Origin of the sequence: Dendronalium sp. ChiSLP03b (assembly GCF_034531165.2) — a bacterium.
GTDB lineage: Bacteria > Cyanobacteriota > Cyanobacteriia > Cyanobacteriales > Nostocaceae > Dendronalium > Dendronalium minutum.
In genome coordinates this window covers 62,120-82,420 of record NZ_JAVRBR020000066.1, presented here as the reverse complement: position 1 = coordinate 82,420, position 20,301 = coordinate 62,120, and the positions used below count along the sequence as shown (strand labels likewise).

The following is a 20,301-nucleotide window of genomic DNA, read 5'->3' as shown; positions in this document are numbered from 1 at the left end:
CAGTTTCTTATCAGACATCGCCTGTTAAAAGGCCTTCAGCAGTAATTAACAATTGCTGAGTGTAACTTATTTCATGTCTTGGATAACAGGACAGACTTTTTTGAATAAATCACTTCAATGACCTTTTTTATCTGACTAGGCTTTTTTGCTTTGCTACTTCAAAATCAAAAGCTTTTTTAATTTTTTAGCCCTTGTCTTCAACTATTTAAATAGTAAAGTATATACATATAAAATGAAAAGTACGCACTTAAAAGTGGCGTACTTACTAAAAAGATACTAATAGGTTTGAGAAGTGTGTATTGCCCAAAAGTGCTTATCTTACAGCAGCTGTCTTTTGAGTTTTAGTAGCACCTGCTGCACCATTCTCTCCCTTGACTTCTGCTACTTGCAGATGAGCTTCTAAGAACCAGAGTCGTTTGTCAATGGTGCGAGAAATTTCAGTATAAAGGTCAGCGGTATCAAGATCGCCTAATTCATCGGTTTTGTCGATCGCTTCTCTGAGGTGTTTGGCATAGGGTGCAAAGCGATCTGCCAAAGCTGTTACATGCTCTTTACCATCCAAAATATCAAAAGGATATTCTGGCAGGATGGAATTGCTAGCTGCGGCGCGGGCTGTACCTACAGCGTATCCACCCAAAGCGGTAACGCGTTCGGCAACCATATCGACGTACTCTTCTAATTCACCAGCAATTTCATCAAACAATTCGTGCAACTGAAAGAAATCAGTTCCTTTCACGTTCCAATGAGCTTGCTTTGTTTGGGTTTTCAAATCCAAAGTAGCTGCCAAGGTTTGATTAAGAAGTACCACGATTTGCACTCGCGCTTGAGCGGGAATGTCAATACGGGTAGGGTAAAGACGTGATGCAAGTGTGTTATCGCTCATGATTCTACCGTTTTGGATCGACACAAACAGTCTACAGATAGTAGTTAAGTTTTTGGAACTCTCTCTAGATAGATGGAATTAACGGGTTATTGAACTATTATCTTTTTCATGCTAAAGAAATTTTGAATTTGCTCGCTCAGGCGCGATGATTGTCTATGGTGCTATATGTGCCACCAAAAAGGCGATCGCGAATGATCTCACTCTGCAAGAAATCATGAGGGAAACCCAGTTCAATTTGACTGACTTCATTAAGCCGTTGCAGATGTTCTGGTGATAAAGTGACATCTAGGCTAGCTAAGTTATCTTGAAACTGCGTCAGCTTCCGTGCGCCAATAATCGGGATAATTACGCCATTTTGAGCGTGTAGCCAAGCCAAAGCTATCTGTGAGGCTGTACGTCCGGTTTCAGAGGCAACTTGACCGACAACCTCAGCGATCGCTAAACTTCGTTCTGAAATACTTCCTGCGGGAAAGTTTGCCATTCGTCCCTGTTCTTCCCCTGCTTCCAGTGGCTTGTTATACTTACCTGTCAGCACGCCACCAGCCAGAGGCGACCACGGTGTTACCGCTAAATCTAAGGCTTTTGCCATTGGTAGCAGATCCCGTTCTGGTGTTCGCTGAATCAAATTATACTCAATTTGCAGGGCGACAAACTGCGTCCATCCTTGATATTGGGCGATTGTGTTTGCTTGGGCAATAATCCAAGCAGGTGCATCAGAAATGCCGATGTAGAGTACTTTACCTTGACGAACCACATCATCAAGCGATCGCATAACTTCCTCCACTGGCGTTGTGAAGTCCCAAGCGTGCAACCAAAATAAATCTATGTAATCGGTATTCAGTCGTTTCAAGCTGCCTTCTAGCGACTGAATCAAATTCTTGCGATGGTTCCCACTAGCATTAGGGTCGCCCTTACTCTCATTCATCCGCAAGGGAAAAGAATACTTAGTAGCAACTACAAAGCGTTCCCGGTCTTGGGCAATAAATTCACCAACAATTTTTTCACTACTGCCATCAGTATAACCATTGGCAGTATCAATAAAATTGCCTTCTGCTTCCACAAAAGTATCAAAGATTTTCCGGCTTTCATCAACAGATGCTCCCCAACCCCAGTCTTCACCAAAGGTCATAGTGCCCAAGCAAACTTCTGAGACTCGTAACCCGCTTTTACCCAAGAGTTTGTATCTCATAATTCATTTCAAGATGAAGTGTGAAATGAAAGAATATCTAATAAGTATAAAATTTTTTATACTTATTAAACATCCTCTGAAATACTAGTGTACATGCTGAGTAAAATTGTGGGTGAAAAAGAAAAAAGATTTTTTAAATTTTATACCCAACCCATTCATAAGTTATAAAATCATACTTCATCCTAGCCTGCGGCAAGTCATATTCAGGTGTCTACATCGTTTATTTTATTTTTTCTCTATAGACTTTCGGTGTGGCACCAATAAGTTTGCGAAAGACATTTGTGAAGTGACTTTGACTTTGGAAACCCACTTGTTCAGATATTTGCTCGATGGTTTTTTCAGTTCGAGTCAATAAATTTTTTGCTCGCTCAATTCTGCTATTCATTACATATTGATGAGGAGTAAAACCCGTTGACTGTTTGAACAGCCGCGAGAAATGATACATACTAATTCCCACCTTCTCAGAAATTTCACCTAAAGACAAATCTTTTTCTAAGTTTTCATGAATGTATGAGATTACTTGTCGCAACTTCAGTCGGGAAAGACCTTTATCTCTAGAGTAGGGGAAAATTTTTTCACTGGATACAGAATAGTGTTTCAGCAGGTGAATGCAGAGCGTAGTTGTGAGAGATTCAATGTAAATACGACTACCCATGCTATCTGATTCTAACTCTGACTTGAGTGCCAGCCCGACCTGCTGAATCAGAGGATTGGGTGCGGCAAAATGTGGTGCAATCTCAACGCTTTGAAAATCTATAGACTCTAAAGCAGCACGAGTGAAAAAAGCTTGTTCTAGGCTGAGGACGAGAAACTCCGCTTCCGACTGCCAGCGTGATATGTGCTGCGTGTTTGCCGGAATAATCGCCACATCCCCATGAGCTATTTGTTCGTGCTGAAGCCGTCCGTTGAACACCCGCTCTGCCTTAGTGCCGTTACGCTCTAGGCAAATAGTAATAACATGCTGTTGAAAGCTATGTTCGGGAGTTTCGTAGGCAGGTTGTCGATGATGTTCCAAACGAACTCCATCCCACTGGGCATGATAACTGGAATTTAGGGGCGATCGCGGCAGAATTTCTAAAGAAGCATCTTTTTGAGCAAAATCAACACTTAAGATTTTCTCTTCTAGCATCGTTCTCACCCCATTGAAGGAAGGCAGGGAGCAGAGGGGCAGAGGAGAGATAAAACTTCTAATTTCTAACTTTTAACTCAGCACTCAGCACTCTCAAACCAAGAAGCAGTTTTAGGTGTAACGCTATACTTAGTACTAAAACACCCTAGACTATTATTACAAAAGAATCAATATTTTGATGAATTACTACGTTATCTACGACGGAAATTGCAATCTCTGCGTGACTCTGGTGCAATTGCTGGAAAATCTAGACCAGGGAAAGCTATTTCGCTATGCTCCAATGCAAGACGAGCAGACACTTGCCCAATTTGGTATTACATCTCAAGATTGCGAACAGGGGATGATCTTAATTGATGCCAATGCACCTCAAAGACGTTGGCAAGGCAGTGACGCGGCTGAAGAAATTGGGCGGTTATTACCAGTTGGCAGTATATTTGTAGACGCTTATCGGACATTACCAGGGATGAAGTGGGTAGGCGATCGCTTTTACGAACAAATCCGTGACAACCGCTACACTCTCTTTGGTAAGCGTTATAGTACTTATCAATCGGCATTCTGTACTGATGGCAACTGCACCAATTCGTAATTAGGAAGCGTAGATAAAGGCTTGATATCAGCGGTTTCCAATACGTTATCTCTTGAGTCTGCATCCAGTAAGATTTGTAGCCAACGCATCGTTTCGCTAGGAAAACGTATTCCCAGACCAAAAATGTTCAATAGCAAGGAAAGTAAAGGTCATGGCAATGAAAATTGGTACTTTATTCAACGACACTTTGACTGGAACCAATGACAATGACACACTTACCGGTTTAGCTGGAAATGACGTGTTATTGGGCAAAGCCGGAAACGACGAGCTCAATGGTGGTGAAGGTAAAGACTGGCTTGATGGTGGTAAAGGCAACGATACCTTAATCGGCGATGAGTATATCGATCCCTTTATCGAATTTACAAGTAAGTCCAATCTTGACGAAACCTACGTTATACAGAAATTTGAAGCTCTCTCAAGAGCCTACAATAATGCAGATGATGTTCTACGAGGTGGGTTTGGTAATGATTCTTTGGAAGGCGGTGCAGGAGCTGATACCTTAATTGGCGGTGCTGGGGATGATGTTTTATTGGGTGGTTATGACGGTTATGAGGGTTTTAGCCAAGTATTGTGGGATTTTGGCTATGATACATACGGTCAGTATCTCGGCACTAATGATCTACTAGTAGGCGGCGCAGGAAACGATACCTTACGTGGGGATTCAATTTGGTTAGACGAGATTCCTGGATTTGATAATTTTACTGGAAATGACACATTAGATGGCGGCTCAGGAGATGATTTTTTAGACGGTGGTGAAGGAGACGATTATCTCTATGGTGGCTCTGGTAACGACAGTCTCTATGGTGGTGTGCTGCTAGGTAGATATCCTACTGGAGGAAATAACTTCCTGTATGGTGGCACTGGTGATGATTTACTACAAGGCAGTGCCAAAGATGATTTTTTAGATGGTGGTACAGGCAACGACACATTGTTTGGCGACGAGAGTAGTATATTTGCGGGGGTTCGTGAGGATACTTTAATTGGTGGCTCTGGTGACGACTCCTTAGTAGGAGATTATGGAAGTGATGTTCTGGATGGTGGTGCTGGTAATGATGTGCTGAGTGGTGGTGTGTCTTTGACCTCGGATTATGAGGTTGACACATTGACAGGCGGTGCAGGGGCAGATCGATTTATTCTAGGAAATGAATATGACAGTTTTTATGTTCCATATAGCTCTGTAGAAGACCCTATCAATAATTACGCAATCATTACTGACTTTAACAGCAACGAGGATGTTATCCAACTATCACAGGCATATGGGATAGAATTTCGAGATCAATACATTCTAGGCTCCTCTCCTGTGGGATTAGTACAAGGAATAGCAATATATGTTAACTATCAACCTTTTAACGATCCAGTTAGACAAGATTTGGTTGCAGTTGTACAAGGAGTTACCAATCTAAGCCTTGAGGGAGACTATTTCCGTTTTGTATAGCTTCCCCCCGAATTGTATTAAATGATGATTGCCGCTTTTCGATCTCTAAAGTTAGCGTTTGTCTTGGCACTGTTTTGTGGTTTGCTACTAGCAGGTTGTCACCCTAGCAAATTTAAAACCAAAGCGGCTCAAGGATCTCAAGTAGTTTTAGTTTCTCTGAGCGACCCAAGTAGCTTTAACTATGCTATTAATGACTCTCCTTATAGTATTTTTCCCTTTATTTATAAGGGATTGCTTGATGAGAACGCCCTTACTAATAAGTTAGAGCCAGGACTGGCAGAATCTTGGTCAATTTCTAGCGATCGCCAGCGAATTACTTTTATACTCAAAACAGCGCTGAAGTGGTCAGATGGTGAACCCCTGACAGCAGATGATGTCGTCTTTACTTATCGAGATATTTACCTAAACAAAAAAATTCCCACTGTCTGGAGAGATTTTCTGCGTATTGGCAACAAAGAAGCTTTTCCAACGGTGCAGAAACTCGACGATCGGCGAATTGAGTTTACCTTACCGGAACCTTTTGCCCCTTTTTTGAGAAACACAGAAAGATTGGCAATTCTCCCAGCTCATGTATTGCGCTCTTCCGTGCAAACCAATGATGCTAATGGCAATCCTCAATTTCTATCAACTTGGGGAACTAACACCCCTCCGCAAAAAATTATTAGCAATGGTCCCTACCAGATAGAAAGCTATACTCCAGCTGAGCGAGTTATCTTACGACGCAACCCTTATTACTGGCGGCAAGATGCTCAGGGAAATCCTCAGCCATATATTGAACGTATTGTCTGGCAAATTATTTCATCAACTGATAACCAGTTGCTAAGATTTCGCTCTGGTGAACTGGATAGTCTAAATGTAACACCATCGGTATTTGGGTTACTGAAGAAAGAGGAAAAACGAGGAAAATATACTATTTATAACGGCGGACTCAATGGTGGTTTTGCGTTTGTTGGTTTTAATCTCAATCAAGCTCGCAATGCCAAAGGACAGCCTTTTGTAGACCCAATTAAGTCTCGGTGGTTTAATAATTTGGCTTTTAGGCAAGCAGTCGCCTATGCTATCAACCGCGAACGGATGAAAACCAATATCTATCAAGGATTAGGTGAAGTACAACATTCGCCCATAGCGGTGCAAAGTTCTTATTACCTGTCACCAGCAGCAGGGTTAAAGGTTTACGATTACAATCCCCAGAAGGCAAAGCAAATGTTGCTGGCGGCTGGTTTCAAGTACAATTCTCAAAAAGAATTATTAGATAAGGATGGCAACCGAGTACAATTCAACCTCGTGGTGAAATCAGAGGATCAGTCTCGGATAGATGCAGCTGTACAAATCCAACAAGATTTAAGCCAGATTGGGATTAAAGCAAATATGCAGGTAGTCAACTTTAATGTGGTACTGCGAAAGTTGCTTTCCCGACGAGATTGGGATTGTTATGTAGGTGCGTTTGGCGTTCCTGGTGCAGATGTGGAACCTAACCTTCTATCGTTGTTTTGGACTAGTCAAGGCTCGTTTCATCAATTCAACCAAGGGACTCAAGCAGGAGAACCGCCACTCAAAGGATGGGTAGTTTCTGATTGGGAGAAGGAGATTGACAGTCTTTTCAGCGCTGGAGTCAAAGAACTAGATGAGAACAAGCGCAAAGCGATTTATGGCAGATTACAGCAAATTGTCGCCGAACAGTTGCCTGTGTTTTGCCTAGTGAATCCTATCTCATTTCAGGCGGTGCGCGATCGCGTCGAGCCAATCAAATATTCTAGTTTAGGGTCAGTTTTCTGGAATATTGATGAATGGAAAATAGCTGATGACTGATGGCCGACGGATAGGAAAAGCAAGGGAGCAGAGGGGCAGAGGAGCAAGGGAGATAACTCACTCATCACTCTTGTACAGACGCGATGAATCGCGTCTCAGTCTCAGCACTCAGGAAACTTCCCAATTTTTCAACATCAAAATAGCATCCTTGTACAAAGACAAATCCACCTCGTGAACTTCTATTCCTTGCCCAATTCCTTGTAGAAGGGTGATTGTCAATTGTCCTCCTAGGTGTTCGCGGAACTCGGTAAGCCCCCTAAATAAGCAATGGGGATGGTCTGGTCGATCTAATTGTTCGGTAAGTGTCGGTACGTACAATGCAAATCCTAATGTCTTGAGCGTACTTAGAATCTGTTGCCACTGCGATCGCAAGAGTAACCCTGTTAAATATGAATAAGTGCTATCCAAGGCAATGCCAATGGCTACCGCTTCACCGTGACGTAGATTGTAATTCGTTAAATGTTCGAGTTTGTGAGCAGCCCAATGTCCAAAATCTAAAGGACGCGATGAACCCATTTCAAAGGGGTCGCCGCTACTGGCAATATGCTCTAAATGTAACTGGGAACACCGATAAATCAGCCTTTCCATGGTCTGCATGTCTCGATTAGCCAATTTATCGGCATAAGTCATAATAAAATCAAAGAAATCCGCATCTTTAATCAGTGCTACCTTCACCGCTTCCGCAATGCCCGCTCGCCAATCTCGATTATCAAGAGTCGTTAGAAAATCAAAGTCATTTAATACAGCATAAGGTGGCATGAATGTGCCGAGAAAGTTTTTCTTGCCAAAGGCATTGATTCCATTCTTTACCCCTACACCAGAATCGTTTTGCGCTAACACTGTAGTCGGTACTCGCAGCAGCCTAATTCCGCGGTGAGCAGTTGTCGCTGCGTATCCTGCCATGTCCAGCACAGCTCCACCTCCAATCGCTAAAACGTAGGAGTGGCGACACAATCCACCTACATTAATACTCTGATGAATTTGCTCGAGAAATCTAGAATCGTTTTTGACTGTTTCTCCACCTGGAACGATTATTGGCTCCCCGCTTAAGGTGAGTACATCTCTATAATGCTGAGCATATACTGATAATTTTTCTAACAACTCATCTTGGTACTGTATCACTCCTCCATCTATTACTGTTACCACTGGTTTCGGAGTTGACTGTCCATCTGCGGCGATCGCTTGCGCCAGTAAAGGATTATCTAACTTAAATAGGCCTCTTGTGAAGTGAACATCATAATTGAAGGTCACGCGCACACATTGGTTCAGTGGTTGCAAATTAATAGCAATATTTTGTTTAAGGGACGTTTTCATAGCAGTAGTTTTTAAATAACTGTAAATAGATGTATCGCTTCAATTAATATTGGCAACAAATTGAGAAATATAAATCCATGCGAGTAATTGCAGCCTGAAGTAATTCATCAAACCGCTTAAGCCAATAAGTTATGTGTTAAAATGCCTTTATCTACCCGGAGAAAGTCAAAAACTAACATTAATTGTCAATTTTTTTGATGCCTATATTTTGTCTTTGAGACGGGCAATGGATATTATTGTTGCATAAAGTCTGATTTTTTTTATTCACGTAAGTTTAGGTTTTATAGACTTTAAATTAAAACTTTACAGTATCTTATTTAAAGCAGGGATATTTTTATAGATTCAGTAAAATTACTACTTTAGTAAGATATTTTATATTCCATTTAATAATAAAGTATCCATCTTAGTGGCAAGTTTTATACTTGTTTGTCATAGAAAAAAGCTGGTAAACTTCTCCTGAATTAATCATGAGTAGGGTAAACGAGTTACTGCATCAATGGCTATTAAAATCTGCTTCAAATCAAGGTCTTACTTGGCTAGAACAAAAACAGGCGCAGATTGCTAACGGTGCTGCTGAACGAGTGTTTTTTACTGCTTTCAGTGCTGTGCCGCGTTATCTAGGTAAGGAGAATTTGCAGTTAACATCTGAGGATTTGGAAGCAGCACAGGCTCTACTTCCTGGTTGGTTTCCTGGTCATTGGAGTGTAGATCGAGCAGGTCGCACGCTCTTACTACTAGCTTTGCCCCACGATGAACCTGAAGAGTATGTGCGATCGCTCGATAAAATCTTCACTACTGCCGATATGGAGGAGTTAGTTGTCCTCTATCAAAGTTTGCCCCTACTGCCATATCCAGAGTTACATCGCCAACGTGCGACTGAGGGTATTCGCAGCAATATGACTAGTGTTTTCCAAGCTATAGCACTACGAAATCCTTATCCGGCGAATTATTTAGACAATAACGCTTGGAATCAGATGGTACTGAAGGCTTTGTTTGTAGGCAGTCCATTACATCTAATTTGGGATCTGGATGGTCGTACCAACCCCGAATTGGCGAGGATGTTGACAGACTATGCTCATGAACGTTGGGCAGCCAAACGCCCAGTTACGCCAGAACTTTGGCGACCTGTGGGACGATTTGCCGACACTGCAATCATTGCAGATCTAGAAAAAGTGCTAGCCAATGGGAGTGTAGCCGAGCAAGAAGCAGCAGCATTAGCTTGTGCTCAATCTCCTTTACCTGAAGCGCAAGCATTACTCTCCCGTTACCCAGATTTGCGCTCATCTATTCAACGAGGTGATTTGAGTTGGAGTAGCTTAAGTCGCGATCGCTTATCAGTCTGCAAATGAATTTTATCCTTGATAAAGCTAGAGCAATAGCATCATGTTCATCGATCCTCATATTCACATGTGTTCCCGTACTACCTACGATTACTTAGTAATGCGGGAATATGGCATTGTCGCCGTCATTGAACCAGCCTTCTGGCTAGGACAACCTCGAACCAGCGCTGGCACATTCAAAGACTACTTCAGCAGTCTTGTAGGCTGGGAACGGTTTCGTGCTAAACAGTTCGGCATTCAACACTACTGCACAATCGGCTTGAACCCGAAAGAAGCTAACAACGAAGCGTTAGCAGCAGAAGTTATGGAACTGCTACCGCTTTATGCTTGTAAAGAAGGAGTTGTGGCTATTGGCGAAATTGGCTATGACGATATGACAGAAGCAGAAGATAAATACTTTTGTCAACAATTAGCATTAGCCAAAGAACTGGATATGCTGGTGCTGATTCATACTCCCCATCGCAATAAGAAGGCGGGTGCTAGCCGCAGCATGGATCGGTGCATCGAATATGGCTTAGATCCCTCACAAGTAATTATTGACCACAACAACGAAGAAACCGTTGAGGAAGTACTAAAACGGGGTTTTTGGGCGGCTTTTACAATTTACCCACAGACGAAGATGGGCAATGCCAGGATGGTGGAGATTGTCCGGCAATATGGATGCAATCGCATCATTGTAGATAGCAGTGCTGATTGGGGTATCAGCGATCCTTTAGCGGTTCCGAAAACTGCTCAGTTGATGTTAGATAGGGGCATTCTTGAAGAACATGTCAGAGCAGTTTGTTACGAAAATGCTTTAGCAGCTTACAGTCAAACTGGGCAGATGCAAGCATCAGACTGGCTCAATCCCGAATCTGTCGATCAGCGTCAGTTGTTCAATGGCAATTCTGTCTTGCGGGGACAGGAACCAGGGATTAAGTCTATTTCAGATTATGTGTTGATTGAATAGAAAATTAGCTAGAGATTCATCTGTAATAGCTGCCCTAAATCTGCACTTTCTGTTGAACAATTACTACACAAGGAGACAGACAAGTGAATGTTGCAAGCTTAAATTTTCAACGCTGGCGGGGTTATCTGGAATTGATGCGTCCCGCTAATATTGTTACTGCCTGGGCGGATATTCTTGTTGGTTTTGCTGCCTCTGGTGCTGCGATTATTTTGAATAAATTAATCAATGGACAAGCAAGTTTTGCCAATTTAATTCCTTTAGGCTGGTTGTTATTAGCTACAACTGGTTTATACGGTGGCGGTATAGTTTTTAATGATGTTTTCGATGCTGAATTAGATAGCAAAGAGCGACCAGCTAGACCAATTCCCAGCGATCGCGTGTCTCGTCAGAATGCTACTTTATTGGGAAGTATATTGTTTGTCATTGGTATTGTGGCGGCTTTTCAAGTCTCTTGGCTGAGCGGCATCATAGCTATTTTTATCACTTTTGCAGCTCTATTTTATGATGCGATCGCCAAGCATCATCCTTTTTTTGGCCCGCTGAATATGGGTTTATGTCGTGGCAGTAATTTACTATTGGGTGTAAGTGCCGTACCAGCAGTAGTAGGAGAACGTTGGTATTTAGCGCTAATTCCTGTCTTTTATATTGCTGCTATCACCGCAATTAGTCAGGGAGAAGTTCATGGAGGAAAGAAAATTACAGGAGTACTAGCACTGCTCTTAATTGCTATAGTCCTGACGGCAGTTTTAGGCTTGGGGTTTTTAGAAAACTATACACTTATTGCAGCGTTACCATTCGCTACTTTATTAGCTATCCAAGTGCTGCCTAATTTTGTTAAGGCTGCACGCGAACCAGTACCCGAAAAAATCCGTACTGCTGTGAAAGTAGGTGTGTTATCTCTAATTATTTTGGATGCAACAGTTGCCGCTGGTTTTGCTGGTTTATTTTACGGTTTATTAGTGCTAATTTTGCTCCCAGTTTCAATGAAATTAGCACAAATATTTGCTGTTACTTAAATCAGACCAAGAGATTAGCCATAACAACTCTAAAAACTCTCTGCGTCTTTGCGTCTCTGTGTGAGATTTAATCATGAAAATTAGAACAGATAGCAACTTTCACTTAACTTATTGCACCAATATTCATCCTGGAGAAACTTGGCTAGAGGTTTTTGACAATTTAGAGAAGTATATTCCCAATCTCAAGTCACGTTTATCGCCTGAAGCACCATTTGGAATTGGATTAAGATTATCAGATGTAGCGGCAAAACAACTTTTAGAAAATGACAACTTAGCTCAATTACAAGCATGGCTAACTCAAGAAGATTTATACGTTTTTACCTTAAATGGATTTCCTTATGGAGGATTTCATCGACAGGTAGTTAAAGACCAAGTTTATGCACCAGATTGGTCAACGCAAGAACGACTGAACTATACATTAAACTTGATAAAAATTCTAGCAACTCTTTTACCAGCAGGGCTGGATGGTGGAATTTCTACACTGCCATTATCTTATAAACCTTGGTGGAAAGAAGACCAAGTAACTGGCGAGACAGTTATGAAAAATAGCTGTTTTAACCTAGCATCAGTTGTAGCGGAAATGATTCGCATTCGCGCAGAGACAGGCAAGTTACTTCATATTGATTTGGAACCTGAGCCGGATGGATTAATTGAGAATACATCGGAAGTAATTGATTTTTTTCAAAATTTGTTATTGCCGATTGGTGGAAATTACTTATCAGAAAAATTAAACATTGAACTAAAATTAGCAGAAACTAAATTGCTAGAACATGTACGTGTTTGTTATGACACCTGCCATTTTTCAGTTGAATATGAAGAACCCAAGACTGTATTCGCACGTTTACAATCGGTAGGAATCAAGATTGGCAAGATTCAAATCAGTGCGGCAATGCAAGTCAAATTACCTGCTGAGGCTGAAAAGCGTAGCTTGATAGTTGAGCGCTTACGCCCCTTTGCTGAATCTACTTATCTTCACCAAGTAATAGAACGTCGCAGTGACGGTACGCTATATCACTATCCCGATTTAATAAATGCATTACCACACTTAAAGCAATCTTTAGCTGAAGAATGGCGCACTCACTTTCATGTCCCAATTTTTATTCGTGATTATCAAATTTTGCAGTCTACGCAAGATGATATTGCTACTGTGTTGCATTTACTTCAGACCAACTATGCTTGCCAACATCTAGAAATTGAGACTTACACCTGGGATGTGTTGCCATCAGAAATGAAGATAGATTTGCTGACATCTATTCAGCGGGAATATGAATGGGTAATAAAATTAATTCATAATTCGTGAGGCAGTACGGTCTTGGGGTTTCACGCCACTTCCTACCCTGCGGGAAGGCGTTCCGCCTACAACGGGGGGAACCCCCCTTCGGGTTCGCAGTTCCTTCAAGTCGGCGAAGCCGCCCAACGGACTGCTCACCGCAACGGAGTGGCTCCCCAAGTGGAGTAACTGCCGTTAGCGTAGCGTTAGCGAGCTTGCGTTCGCGCAGCGTCTCGTAGAGAGCGTCACCCGTTCGCCGTCAGGCGTTCCCGCAAGGTAGGGTAATTTTTAATTCGTAATTAGGAAAGTCAGATTTCATCTGGGTATTTTGATTTTGACCTGGATGTAGCTTTCTTTTTTTTAATTGGTATAGAAGAGGATTAAGTTGATGCAGAAAACGGTTGTTCTGAATGTTGTGGGGTTAACGCCCAGTTTACTAGGAAAAAACACGCCGTTTTTATCTTCTTGGGCTACTGAAGGGCAAATATTGCCGATCGCACCAATATTACCTGCTGTAACTTGTTCTATTCAGGCTACTTATTTAACTGGAAAATTGCCTGACGAACATGGGATTGTTGCTAATGGCTGGTATTTCCGCGATGAGTGTGAAGTGAAGTTTTGGCGACAGTCTAATAAACTAGTACAAGCGCCAAAAGTTTGGGAGATCGCTAAATCCATTGACCCAAACTTTACTTGTGCCAACCTTTTTTGGTGGTACAACATGTATTCTTCAGTAGACTATGCCATTACCCCACGCCCAATGTACCCGGCAGATGGCAGAAAACTACCTGATATTTATACTTACCCTGCGGATGTGCGATCGCCAATTCAATCTGATTTAGGGCAATTCCCTCTATTCAATTTTTGGGGGCCAAACACTTCAATTGTTTCTAGCCAATGGATTGCCAATTCAGCCAAATGGATTGAGGAACGCTACAGCCCTACATTATCATTAATTTACCTACCTCATTTAGATTACTGTCTGCAAAAATTTGGTCGCGATGAACAACAAATACAAGCAGATTTACAAGAAATTGATGCTGTCTGTAGCGATTTAATTGCATATTATCAAACACGTAACGCTCAGATAATTATTCTTTCAGAGTATGGCATTACCCCAGTTTCCAAAGCAGTGCATTTGAATCGCGTGCTACGGGCAAATAATTTAATTGCCGTGCGCGAGGAGTTGGGGCGAGAACTGCTTGATTTTGGTGCTAGTATTGCCTTTGCCGTTGCCGATCACCAAATTGCTCATGTATATGTCAACGATCCAGCGTATATCTCGAAAGTTCGCTCTATTCTAGAAGCAACTGAAGGTGTAGCCCAGGTATTAGATGAAGAGGCAAAGAAAGCCTACCATCTTAATCATTCTAGATCGGGAGAATTGGTTGCGATCGCTCAGCCTGATGCTTGGTTTACCTATTATTATTGGCTTGATGATGCGAAAGCGCCTGATTTTGCCAGAACTGTAGATATCCATCGTAAACCTGGTTACGATCCTGTAGAACTTTTCCTCGATCCGCAATTGAAAATTCCTCAGCTAAAAGTTGCTTTCAAACTGCTGAAGAAACAACTCGGTTTTCGCTACCTAATGGATGTAATTCCTCTAGATGCTTCACTAGTATGTGGTTCTCACGGTCACATTACCAATTTTCCATCTGACGGGCCTCTATTTATCACCCATCAAACTCACCTAGTCGAGCAAAACTCAATTGCAGCGACGGATGTTTGCTCGTTGATTCTTAGACATTTAACACTCAAGAATGAATAGTCTAAAGTCAATAGTTAAATTAAGCAGTACCATTGGATAGTGAATTTTATCTCGTGGCTAGGTTTGCTTTACGCTAAAGATAGTCGCTGCGAGCAAGTTCGTAAGCTTCGCTGATGAGTGAGGAAGTTGACGAAGAAACAGAATAAAAAGGGAATCAGAACTGTTAAAACTTTTAATTACTCTGTTTATTAAATACCTCTAAAATCTGTCGGCAAATCTGTTTGAGTTTATCTCCAACTTCACTAGAAGGCAAAGATTCGCCGAAAAAACTCCAGTTTTCCACTGTTGAAAGTCGCCACGCCTCGCCACGATGGTCAAATCCAGCTACCTCTATACCGATTGCACGGCGTAAATTATTGATGGGGTCTTGATAAAACCGGATTTGAATTAATATACTGCGACTGCGCCAGGATTTGCTGATACCAGGAAAGTGAAAGCCGATGTCTATGGAATCTGGATCTACCAATTCCCTAGTTTCGGGGTCATTCTTCCAAGGCTTAAGATCCGATTTGGCATCAGGAAACTCAAATTTGAATAGGTTCACTACCGTAGCAATCTTGTTGGCGAGTTCAAGGTTGGTTGCCTGTTCAGCTGCGTTCACGACAAAAAAACTCCTAATTATTGTGTCGGCTTTCGGATGTGACGACAGAAAAACCGCCAGAAGGCTTATGATGTTGGTGTTTCAGCTTATCAATACCTTTTGGATTTCGCAACTATAAATCACACTTCTCTGACAATTATTCGTACCAAAAGCTGCTAAAAAACTGCTCATTGAAGGTTTATGTATAGGAAAAGGCTAGCTAAATAATTATACTTAAAATTTTTTAGAAACTTTATTGAGTTAGACAACGTAACTCCGCAAGCACTCAACAACTCCAATAGCTTTGTTTTCTAGCAGTACAAGCCTTTTTAAGGTGACTTGTAAAATTTCTTTTTTCTCTGTGTGGTCTCTTTGTCTCTGTAGCTTTTCAGTTATTTATTTAACCACAGAGGCACAGAGAACACAGAGTTAAGAGGTTAACCTCAAGTCTAAATTTTTAACTGGTTGTTTGCCGCTTAAAAATTACTATCTCAGTGCCAACAACCGGGTTACGAGCAATCAGTCTGTCTCGAGAGTCGATAATTTCTAAATGGGTAAAATCTAGTTCTTGAGAACGTTGTAATATGTCAGCTGCTAGTTTGTCCTGTTGAGATTCCTTGAGAGTATACCAATCGTCGCTAATTTTGATAATCAGATTGCTGGTGCGGAAGTTGGCTTGAATTGACTGTATCAGACCAGAGGCAAAGCGATCGCTAATTTCTGCCACTTGATTTTCGATGGCCGCAATCAAGGTTTGTTCTGGTGTCAATTCTATAGTTGGAGTTAGCGTTGGAGTTGGCGTTGGTGTGATTTCTAACGTTGGTTCCGGTTCCGGAAGTGGCGGAGTTACTTCTGTTGTTGGCGGCGTAATTTCCTCTGGTGGCAGTGGTTCTGGTGCTGCTGATGGTGGAGTAGTTCCTGTTGGTGTTGGTTCAGGAATCTCCTCAACAGGAGGAACTGTTGCTATTTCAGCAGGCTTACTACTAAACACAGTCGTAGTTGTCCAAACCAGTATTACAGCAATTCCAGCAATAATTCCTGTCAAAGCGGTATCCGAAAACTTGGCCGACAAATTTGCTGGTAACAAAGAGCGGATTTTAGCTAACAGTCCACTCCACCCCGACTGAAGTTGCTGCAACAAACTGGGGGTTTCCTCACCACTAGGTGCGGGTTCTGTTTCCAGTTTCTCTACCGTTGTTTCTAAAACCCCAATTGTTCCTCTTAGAAGTTGGATAATTGTAGACTTCCAAAAGGGTTGGACTTTCTTTGAGGGTTTTTGGCGAGGTTGATTCGCTTCGGGTTCAGGGGACGAAGGCGGTTGTGAATTCTGATTGTCTTGTGACATGGAACTTTCACCAAAAGCAGCGAATCAAAGACAAGTAACACAATTATGATTGTTGCTGTCTTTACAGCCTTAATGTATCATCTCATCGCTCTTTGCTTCGGCTAAACTGACTAGATTGGGTACTGGTGATTAAGAATTGGGAGAATTTATGACTATAATCTCTTTCCCAGTTCCCAGTCACTAGTCCCTAATCTCTAAATACTTGAATTTAGTGAGTTATGAACTTGAAACGCCGTCAATTCTTATTTTTAGGTAGCCTCAGCGCCATTAGTGCAGGATTTCTCAGTTGGGCATTGGCTCGCGAACATAGTCAAGATGCTAGTATGACTGATTCAGCGATCGCCGCCAACCCAACTAAAAAAGACTTGCTGTTACGTTTTGTATCTGTTGCCGATACAGGGACTGGAGCCAAGGGACAGTATGCTGTGGCTGGAGCGATGAATTTTTATCACAAGCAAAATCCCTATGATTTAGTGGTTTTAGCTGGAGATAATATTTACAACAACGGTGAAATTGAAAAAATTAATGCAGTTTTTGAGCGTCCTTATCAAGCTTTGCTCAGGCAAGGTGTGAAATTTCAAGCTTGTCTAGGTAATCACGATATTCGTACTGCCAATGGCGATCCGCAAGTTTGCTATGCTGGCTTTAATATGAAGGGACGTTACTATACATTTAAACGCGATCGCGTGCAATTTTTTGCTTTAGATACTAACAGTAATGCTGATTGGAAAAACCAGTTAATTTGGTTAGAAAAAGAATTAAGTCTCAGTAAAGCTCCCTGGAAAGTGGTCTTTGGCCATCATCCGATTTATGCATCTGGTATTTATGGGAGTAATCCAGAGTTTATTAAAACTTTTACTCCTCTATTCCAAAAATATGGCGTTCAAGTCTATATTAATGGTCACGAACACCATTACGAACGCACTCGTTCTATTAATGGTACGACTTATTTAATTACTGGTAGTGGTGCAGGTACTCGTCCCGTAAAACATTCGGAGTGGACAGAGTACTCTGCTGAAAAGTTAGGTTTTGCAGTGTATGAAGTCTATCCCGATAGAATAGAAGTTAATGCGATCGGTACTGATAAACGTGTGTTTGATAAAGGTGTTATTCAGTTAAAATCAGCTTAATTTCTGGCTAATTTAGAAGCTTTAGGGTGGGCAATGCCCACCAAATAAATTGTACTAAACCTAGTTAAAACTATGAAAGTCAAGCGCCTATAAAGGCCGCTCATTGCTAACATAGTCAGGATTATCTGGTTCAATTGCCGCATCGTTGTAGCGTTTATCTGCGGTAACAGGCATCTTCCGTAGTGATAAGATATCGGGCATGGGCTGAAGAGTGGTTTTTGAGTTGTCGTTGTGAGAGACAATAACCCTACTACGGAGCGTCCTATCTCTTCATACTCTTTTTTGGCAAAGGTATTGTTTTAAAATACAGCATTTACGATCGCACCTGCGGAATGTGGGTTTTGCCATTTACCGAGACGATTAGTTGTCATTGCGAGCGGAACGTAGTAAAGCAATCGCAACATTTTTACTTTGCAATTGCTACCCTTCTCCGACAGGAGAAGGAGTACGCTTCATTCGCAAAATTATGTTTTTACACATTTGAGATGCTTTTAAATAAAGAAATAATGGCGTTGCTGAATTGAAATTATGATTGAGGCTTTTTGGAAAAACTAAAATTCTTTTCTCCCCTTACTCCCCCTAATTTTCCTGTTCATCCGCTGATTCGGCAACGCCAAATTAATTCTCCCCCTACACCCCTGTACCCCTCCAAACTATTGATTTTTCATTTGATAACAGATATTGAAGCAACTAGCATTCAACAGTCACTATATAAACTTTATCCAGGGAACTTCTTCAATAAATCATCCCCAGCGATGACCGTAGTATAAAAGACATAATTATTATTAGCTACATAGCGGCGGTCTTGTTTAATTATTGCCATAAATTCTCGATGTCCTTGTCGCATACGTCCTACTAAACAACCTGCACTGGCATTTTTAATATCATTACTAGGCGCATCATAGCCCCAGTGTTGATTAACCAGGAAAAGACCTGTATCTAATTTGTCACCAGTGCGTTGAAAGTCTTTATTGAAATCGCGGTGAACAGTAATTGGTGCAACTTGCACTAATGCTTCGTGACGTTCTGCATTGCCATGCATACCCACAGCCCAAGCTTTATACTGTCCAAACTTAATTCTGGCAGCACCCGCAGCATTCATGGGATTGAAAGTATAATATTTGCCTGGTTCTGTGGTAGCTTGCCAGTGATCTACAATTTTTGGAACACCATTTACGACTTCGATGACAATACGGCGATCGTTAAATCCATTGGGTGTATCGCTATTGAGAGTCCAGTCCCCATCTATTCCTTCTAGATAAACAATGTTGTATTCTTTAGAACCTGTAAATACCTGATAATCTTGTGCCAGCATATATTTAAGAATTCGGCTGGCAATGTCATTGCCCAGTTTTAAGGGAGGTTTAGGAAGATCGTCCGCTTTGGTTTCAATCAATTTCTTGGCTGTAACTGCTCCTAAAAATTCAGCTTCTTCAGTTTTTGCTAATTCTTGAAATTTTTTCAGAGCTGCCGCAGACACTGGCCCAAATTTACCATCAGCTGGTGGTTCCAACAAACCCAAGCCAATTAACAATATCTGAATCTGACGAGTCAATTCTGAGTCATCAGCGATCGCTTCAAATCCCCACTTCTCTTCTTTTCCCAGAAAATCTTGTAGTTTCATAATGCACCTGCTTTGAATTATCTACTCCTAAGTAAAAATATTTTTTTGAGGAGTAGTTTTGTATTCAATGCTACTTTAACAATCAATAAACGTAAAATTTTTTACTGTTAATTTATATTTAATTATGTAATTTTTCCCAAAAACTGGGTATTTAGAAGGTAATAAGCCTGGAACCTAATTCTTTGAAAACAAAAGTTAATTTTTTGTAACAATAAAATCAATGTATAAAATAATTAGTTATTTTTATAACACTTAAAACTGTGTTATTCTTTGAGGACAGATAACGATGACAGCAAAAATACCACTGCGCCTTCACGACCTCAAACCGCACTATCAGACACTTTGGCATAAGTGTGAAATCAAAGCTGAGAAATTGAATATTGCTCAAGATATAGTAACGAAAATACTTTCAAACCGACCTCGTTACGAAGTTGTCCAGCAAAAAATTAATGTGCCTTGGTATTTCATTGCAGTCATCCACAATATGGAAGCTTCTCTCAACTTCACCAAACATCTACACAATGGTGATTCACTGAAAAAACGTACTGTCAACGTACCCGCAGGCAAACCAATAGCTGACCCAATCGACGGTTGGCAGGTTGGCTACACTTGGGAAGAAAGTGCGATCGATGCCTTGAAAGGCAAAGAATTCGACCAAGTCAAAGACTGGAGTCTAGCAGCACAGCTTTGGCAAATAGAGAAATACAACGGTTTTGGTTACAGACAGTACCATGCAGATGTTTTGAGTCCTTATTTATGGTCGGGAACTAATCTTTATACCAAAGGGAAGTACACAGCCGATGGTAAATGGGACGCTAATGCAGTTTCTGAGCAAATTGGTGCTGCGGCTTTACTAAAAATTTTGATTCAAGAACAAAATCTCACGATCGCAATGACCTAGAGAATGGGGATGGGAGAGTACAAAGACGTG

General features: G+C 41.4%; 18 protein-coding genes. 10 read left to right on the top strand and 8 right to left on the bottom strand.

Annotated features, from left to right (window positions below):
- Positions 1 to 313: 313 nt before the first annotated feature.
- The 3 genes from dps to RMY31_RS17010 form a co-directional block, all read right to left on the bottom strand.
- Positions 314 to 883: a DNA starvation/stationary phase protection protein Dps gene (gene dps, locus RMY31_RS17020; protein ID WP_322656611.1), complete on the bottom strand. Its 570-nt coding sequence runs from the start codon at positions 881 to 883 to the stop codon at positions 314 to 316.
- Positions 884 to 1,019: 136 nt separating this feature from the next.
- Complete coding sequence (locus RMY31_RS17015) at positions 1,020 to 2,072, bottom strand: aldo/keto reductase (RefSeq protein ID WP_322656610.1); 1,053 nt, start codon at positions 2,070 to 2,072, stop codon at positions 1,020 to 1,022.
- Between the two features lie 220 nt (positions 2,073 to 2,292).
- The gene (locus tag RMY31_RS17010; protein ID WP_322656609.1) at positions 2,293 to 3,201 is read right to left on the bottom strand and encodes an AraC family transcriptional regulator; all 909 of its coding nucleotides are present in this window, start codon (positions 3,199 to 3,201) and stop codon (positions 2,293 to 2,295) included.
- A 178-nt stretch (positions 3,202 to 3,379) separates the two neighbouring features.
- Here RMY31_RS17010 and RMY31_RS17005 point away from each other — a divergent pair, with 178 nt between their 5' ends.
- The 3 genes from RMY31_RS17005 (at position 3,380) to RMY31_RS16995 (ending at position 7,031) form a co-directional block, all read left to right on the top strand.
- On the top strand, positions 3,380 to 3,787 hold the full coding sequence (locus RMY31_RS17005; RefSeq protein WP_322656608.1) for a thiol-disulfide oxidoreductase DCC family protein: 408 nt from the start codon (positions 3,380 to 3,382) through the stop codon (positions 3,785 to 3,787).
- 151 nt (positions 3,788 to 3,938) lie between these two features.
- Positions 3,939 to 5,222, top strand: a complete 1,284-nt coding sequence (locus RMY31_RS17000; protein ID WP_322656607.1) for a calcium-binding protein — start codon at positions 3,939 to 3,941, stop codon at positions 5,220 to 5,222.
- A 21-nt stretch (positions 5,223 to 5,243) separates the two neighbouring features.
- Entirely contained in the window at positions 5,244 to 7,031 is a 1,788-nt protein-coding gene (locus RMY31_RS16995) for an ABC transporter substrate-binding protein (RefSeq protein ID WP_322656606.1), read from the top strand.
- Positions 7,032 to 7,139: 108 nt separating this feature from the next.
- Here RMY31_RS16995 and RMY31_RS16990 read toward each other — a convergent pair whose 3' ends face one another.
- Positions 7,140 to 8,345, bottom strand: a complete 1,206-nt coding sequence (locus tag RMY31_RS16990) for a 3-dehydroquinate synthase (RefSeq protein WP_322656605.1) — start codon at positions 8,343 to 8,345, stop codon at positions 7,140 to 7,142.
- Between the two features lie 467 nt (positions 8,346 to 8,812).
- Here RMY31_RS16990 and RMY31_RS16985 point away from each other — a divergent pair, with 467 nt between their 5' ends.
- The 4 genes from RMY31_RS16985 to eboE all read left to right on the top strand — a co-directional run bounded on the left by RMY31_RS16985 (position 8,813) and on the right by eboE (position 12,950).
- A complete protein-coding gene (locus RMY31_RS16985) occupies positions 8,813 to 9,694 on the top strand; it encodes an EboA family metabolite traffic protein (protein WP_322656604.1) in 882 nt (293 codons plus the stop codon).
- A 34-nt stretch (positions 9,695 to 9,728) separates the two neighbouring features.
- Entirely contained in the window at positions 9,729 to 10,634 is a 906-nt protein-coding gene (locus RMY31_RS16980) for a TatD family hydrolase (protein WP_322656603.1), read from the top strand.
- Between the two features lie 83 nt (positions 10,635 to 10,717).
- Positions 10,718 to 11,650 carry a UbiA-like protein EboC gene (gene eboC, locus RMY31_RS16975; protein WP_409878028.1) on the top strand — a complete coding sequence of 311 codons (933 nt, stop codon included), beginning with the start codon at positions 10,718 to 10,720 and terminating at the stop codon, positions 11,648 to 11,650.
- Between the two features lie 73 nt (positions 11,651 to 11,723).
- Positions 11,724 to 12,950, top strand: a complete 1,227-nt coding sequence (gene eboE / locus RMY31_RS16970) for a metabolite traffic protein EboE (RefSeq protein ID WP_322656602.1) — start codon at positions 11,724 to 11,726, stop codon at positions 12,948 to 12,950.
- On the opposite strand, the gene RMY31_RS16965 is transcribed toward eboE, so the two are convergent.
- Positions 12,933 to 13,079, bottom strand: a complete 147-nt coding sequence (locus RMY31_RS16965; RefSeq protein WP_409878027.1) for a hypothetical protein — start codon at positions 13,077 to 13,079, stop codon at positions 12,933 to 12,935. The genes eboE and RMY31_RS16965 overlap by 18 nt on opposite strands.
- 229 nt (positions 13,080 to 13,308) lie before the next feature.
- Here RMY31_RS16965 and RMY31_RS16960 point away from each other — a divergent pair, with 229 nt between their 5' ends.
- Positions 13,309 to 14,691 carry an alkaline phosphatase family protein gene (locus tag RMY31_RS16960; RefSeq protein WP_322656600.1) on the top strand — a complete coding sequence of 461 codons (1,383 nt, stop codon included), beginning with the start codon at positions 13,309 to 13,311 and terminating at the stop codon, positions 14,689 to 14,691.
- 172 nt (positions 14,692 to 14,863) lie between these two features.
- Here RMY31_RS16960 and RMY31_RS16955 read toward each other — a convergent pair whose 3' ends face one another.
- Positions 14,864 to 15,292, bottom strand: a complete 429-nt coding sequence (locus RMY31_RS16955; RefSeq protein ID WP_322656599.1) for a hypothetical protein — start codon at positions 15,290 to 15,292, stop codon at positions 14,864 to 14,866.
- A 436-nt stretch (positions 15,293 to 15,728) separates the two neighbouring features.
- A complete protein-coding gene (locus RMY31_RS16950; protein WP_322656598.1) occupies positions 15,729 to 16,616 on the bottom strand; it encodes a hypothetical protein in 888 nt (295 codons plus the stop codon).
- 218 nt (positions 16,617 to 16,834) lie between these two features.
- On the opposite strand from RMY31_RS16950, the gene RMY31_RS16945 reads away from it, so the two are divergent.
- Positions 16,835 to 17,746, top strand: coding sequence for a metallophosphoesterase family protein (locus tag RMY31_RS16945; RefSeq protein WP_322656597.1), 912 nt, complete (start codon positions 16,835 to 16,837; stop codon positions 17,744 to 17,746).
- A 718-nt stretch (positions 17,747 to 18,464) separates the two neighbouring features.
- Here RMY31_RS16945 and RMY31_RS16940 read toward each other — a convergent pair.
- Complete coding sequence (locus tag RMY31_RS16940; RefSeq protein ID WP_322656596.1) at positions 18,465 to 19,370, bottom strand: peptidoglycan-binding protein; 906 nt, start codon at positions 19,368 to 19,370, stop codon at positions 18,465 to 18,467.
- Between the two features lie 286 nt (positions 19,371 to 19,656).
- Between RMY31_RS16940 and RMY31_RS16935 the strand changes: the two genes are divergently transcribed.
- Positions 19,657 to 20,271, top strand: coding sequence for a hypothetical protein (locus tag RMY31_RS16935; RefSeq protein ID WP_322656595.1), 615 nt, complete (start codon positions 19,657 to 19,659; stop codon positions 20,269 to 20,271).
- Positions 20,272 to 20,301: the final 30 nt, after the last annotated feature.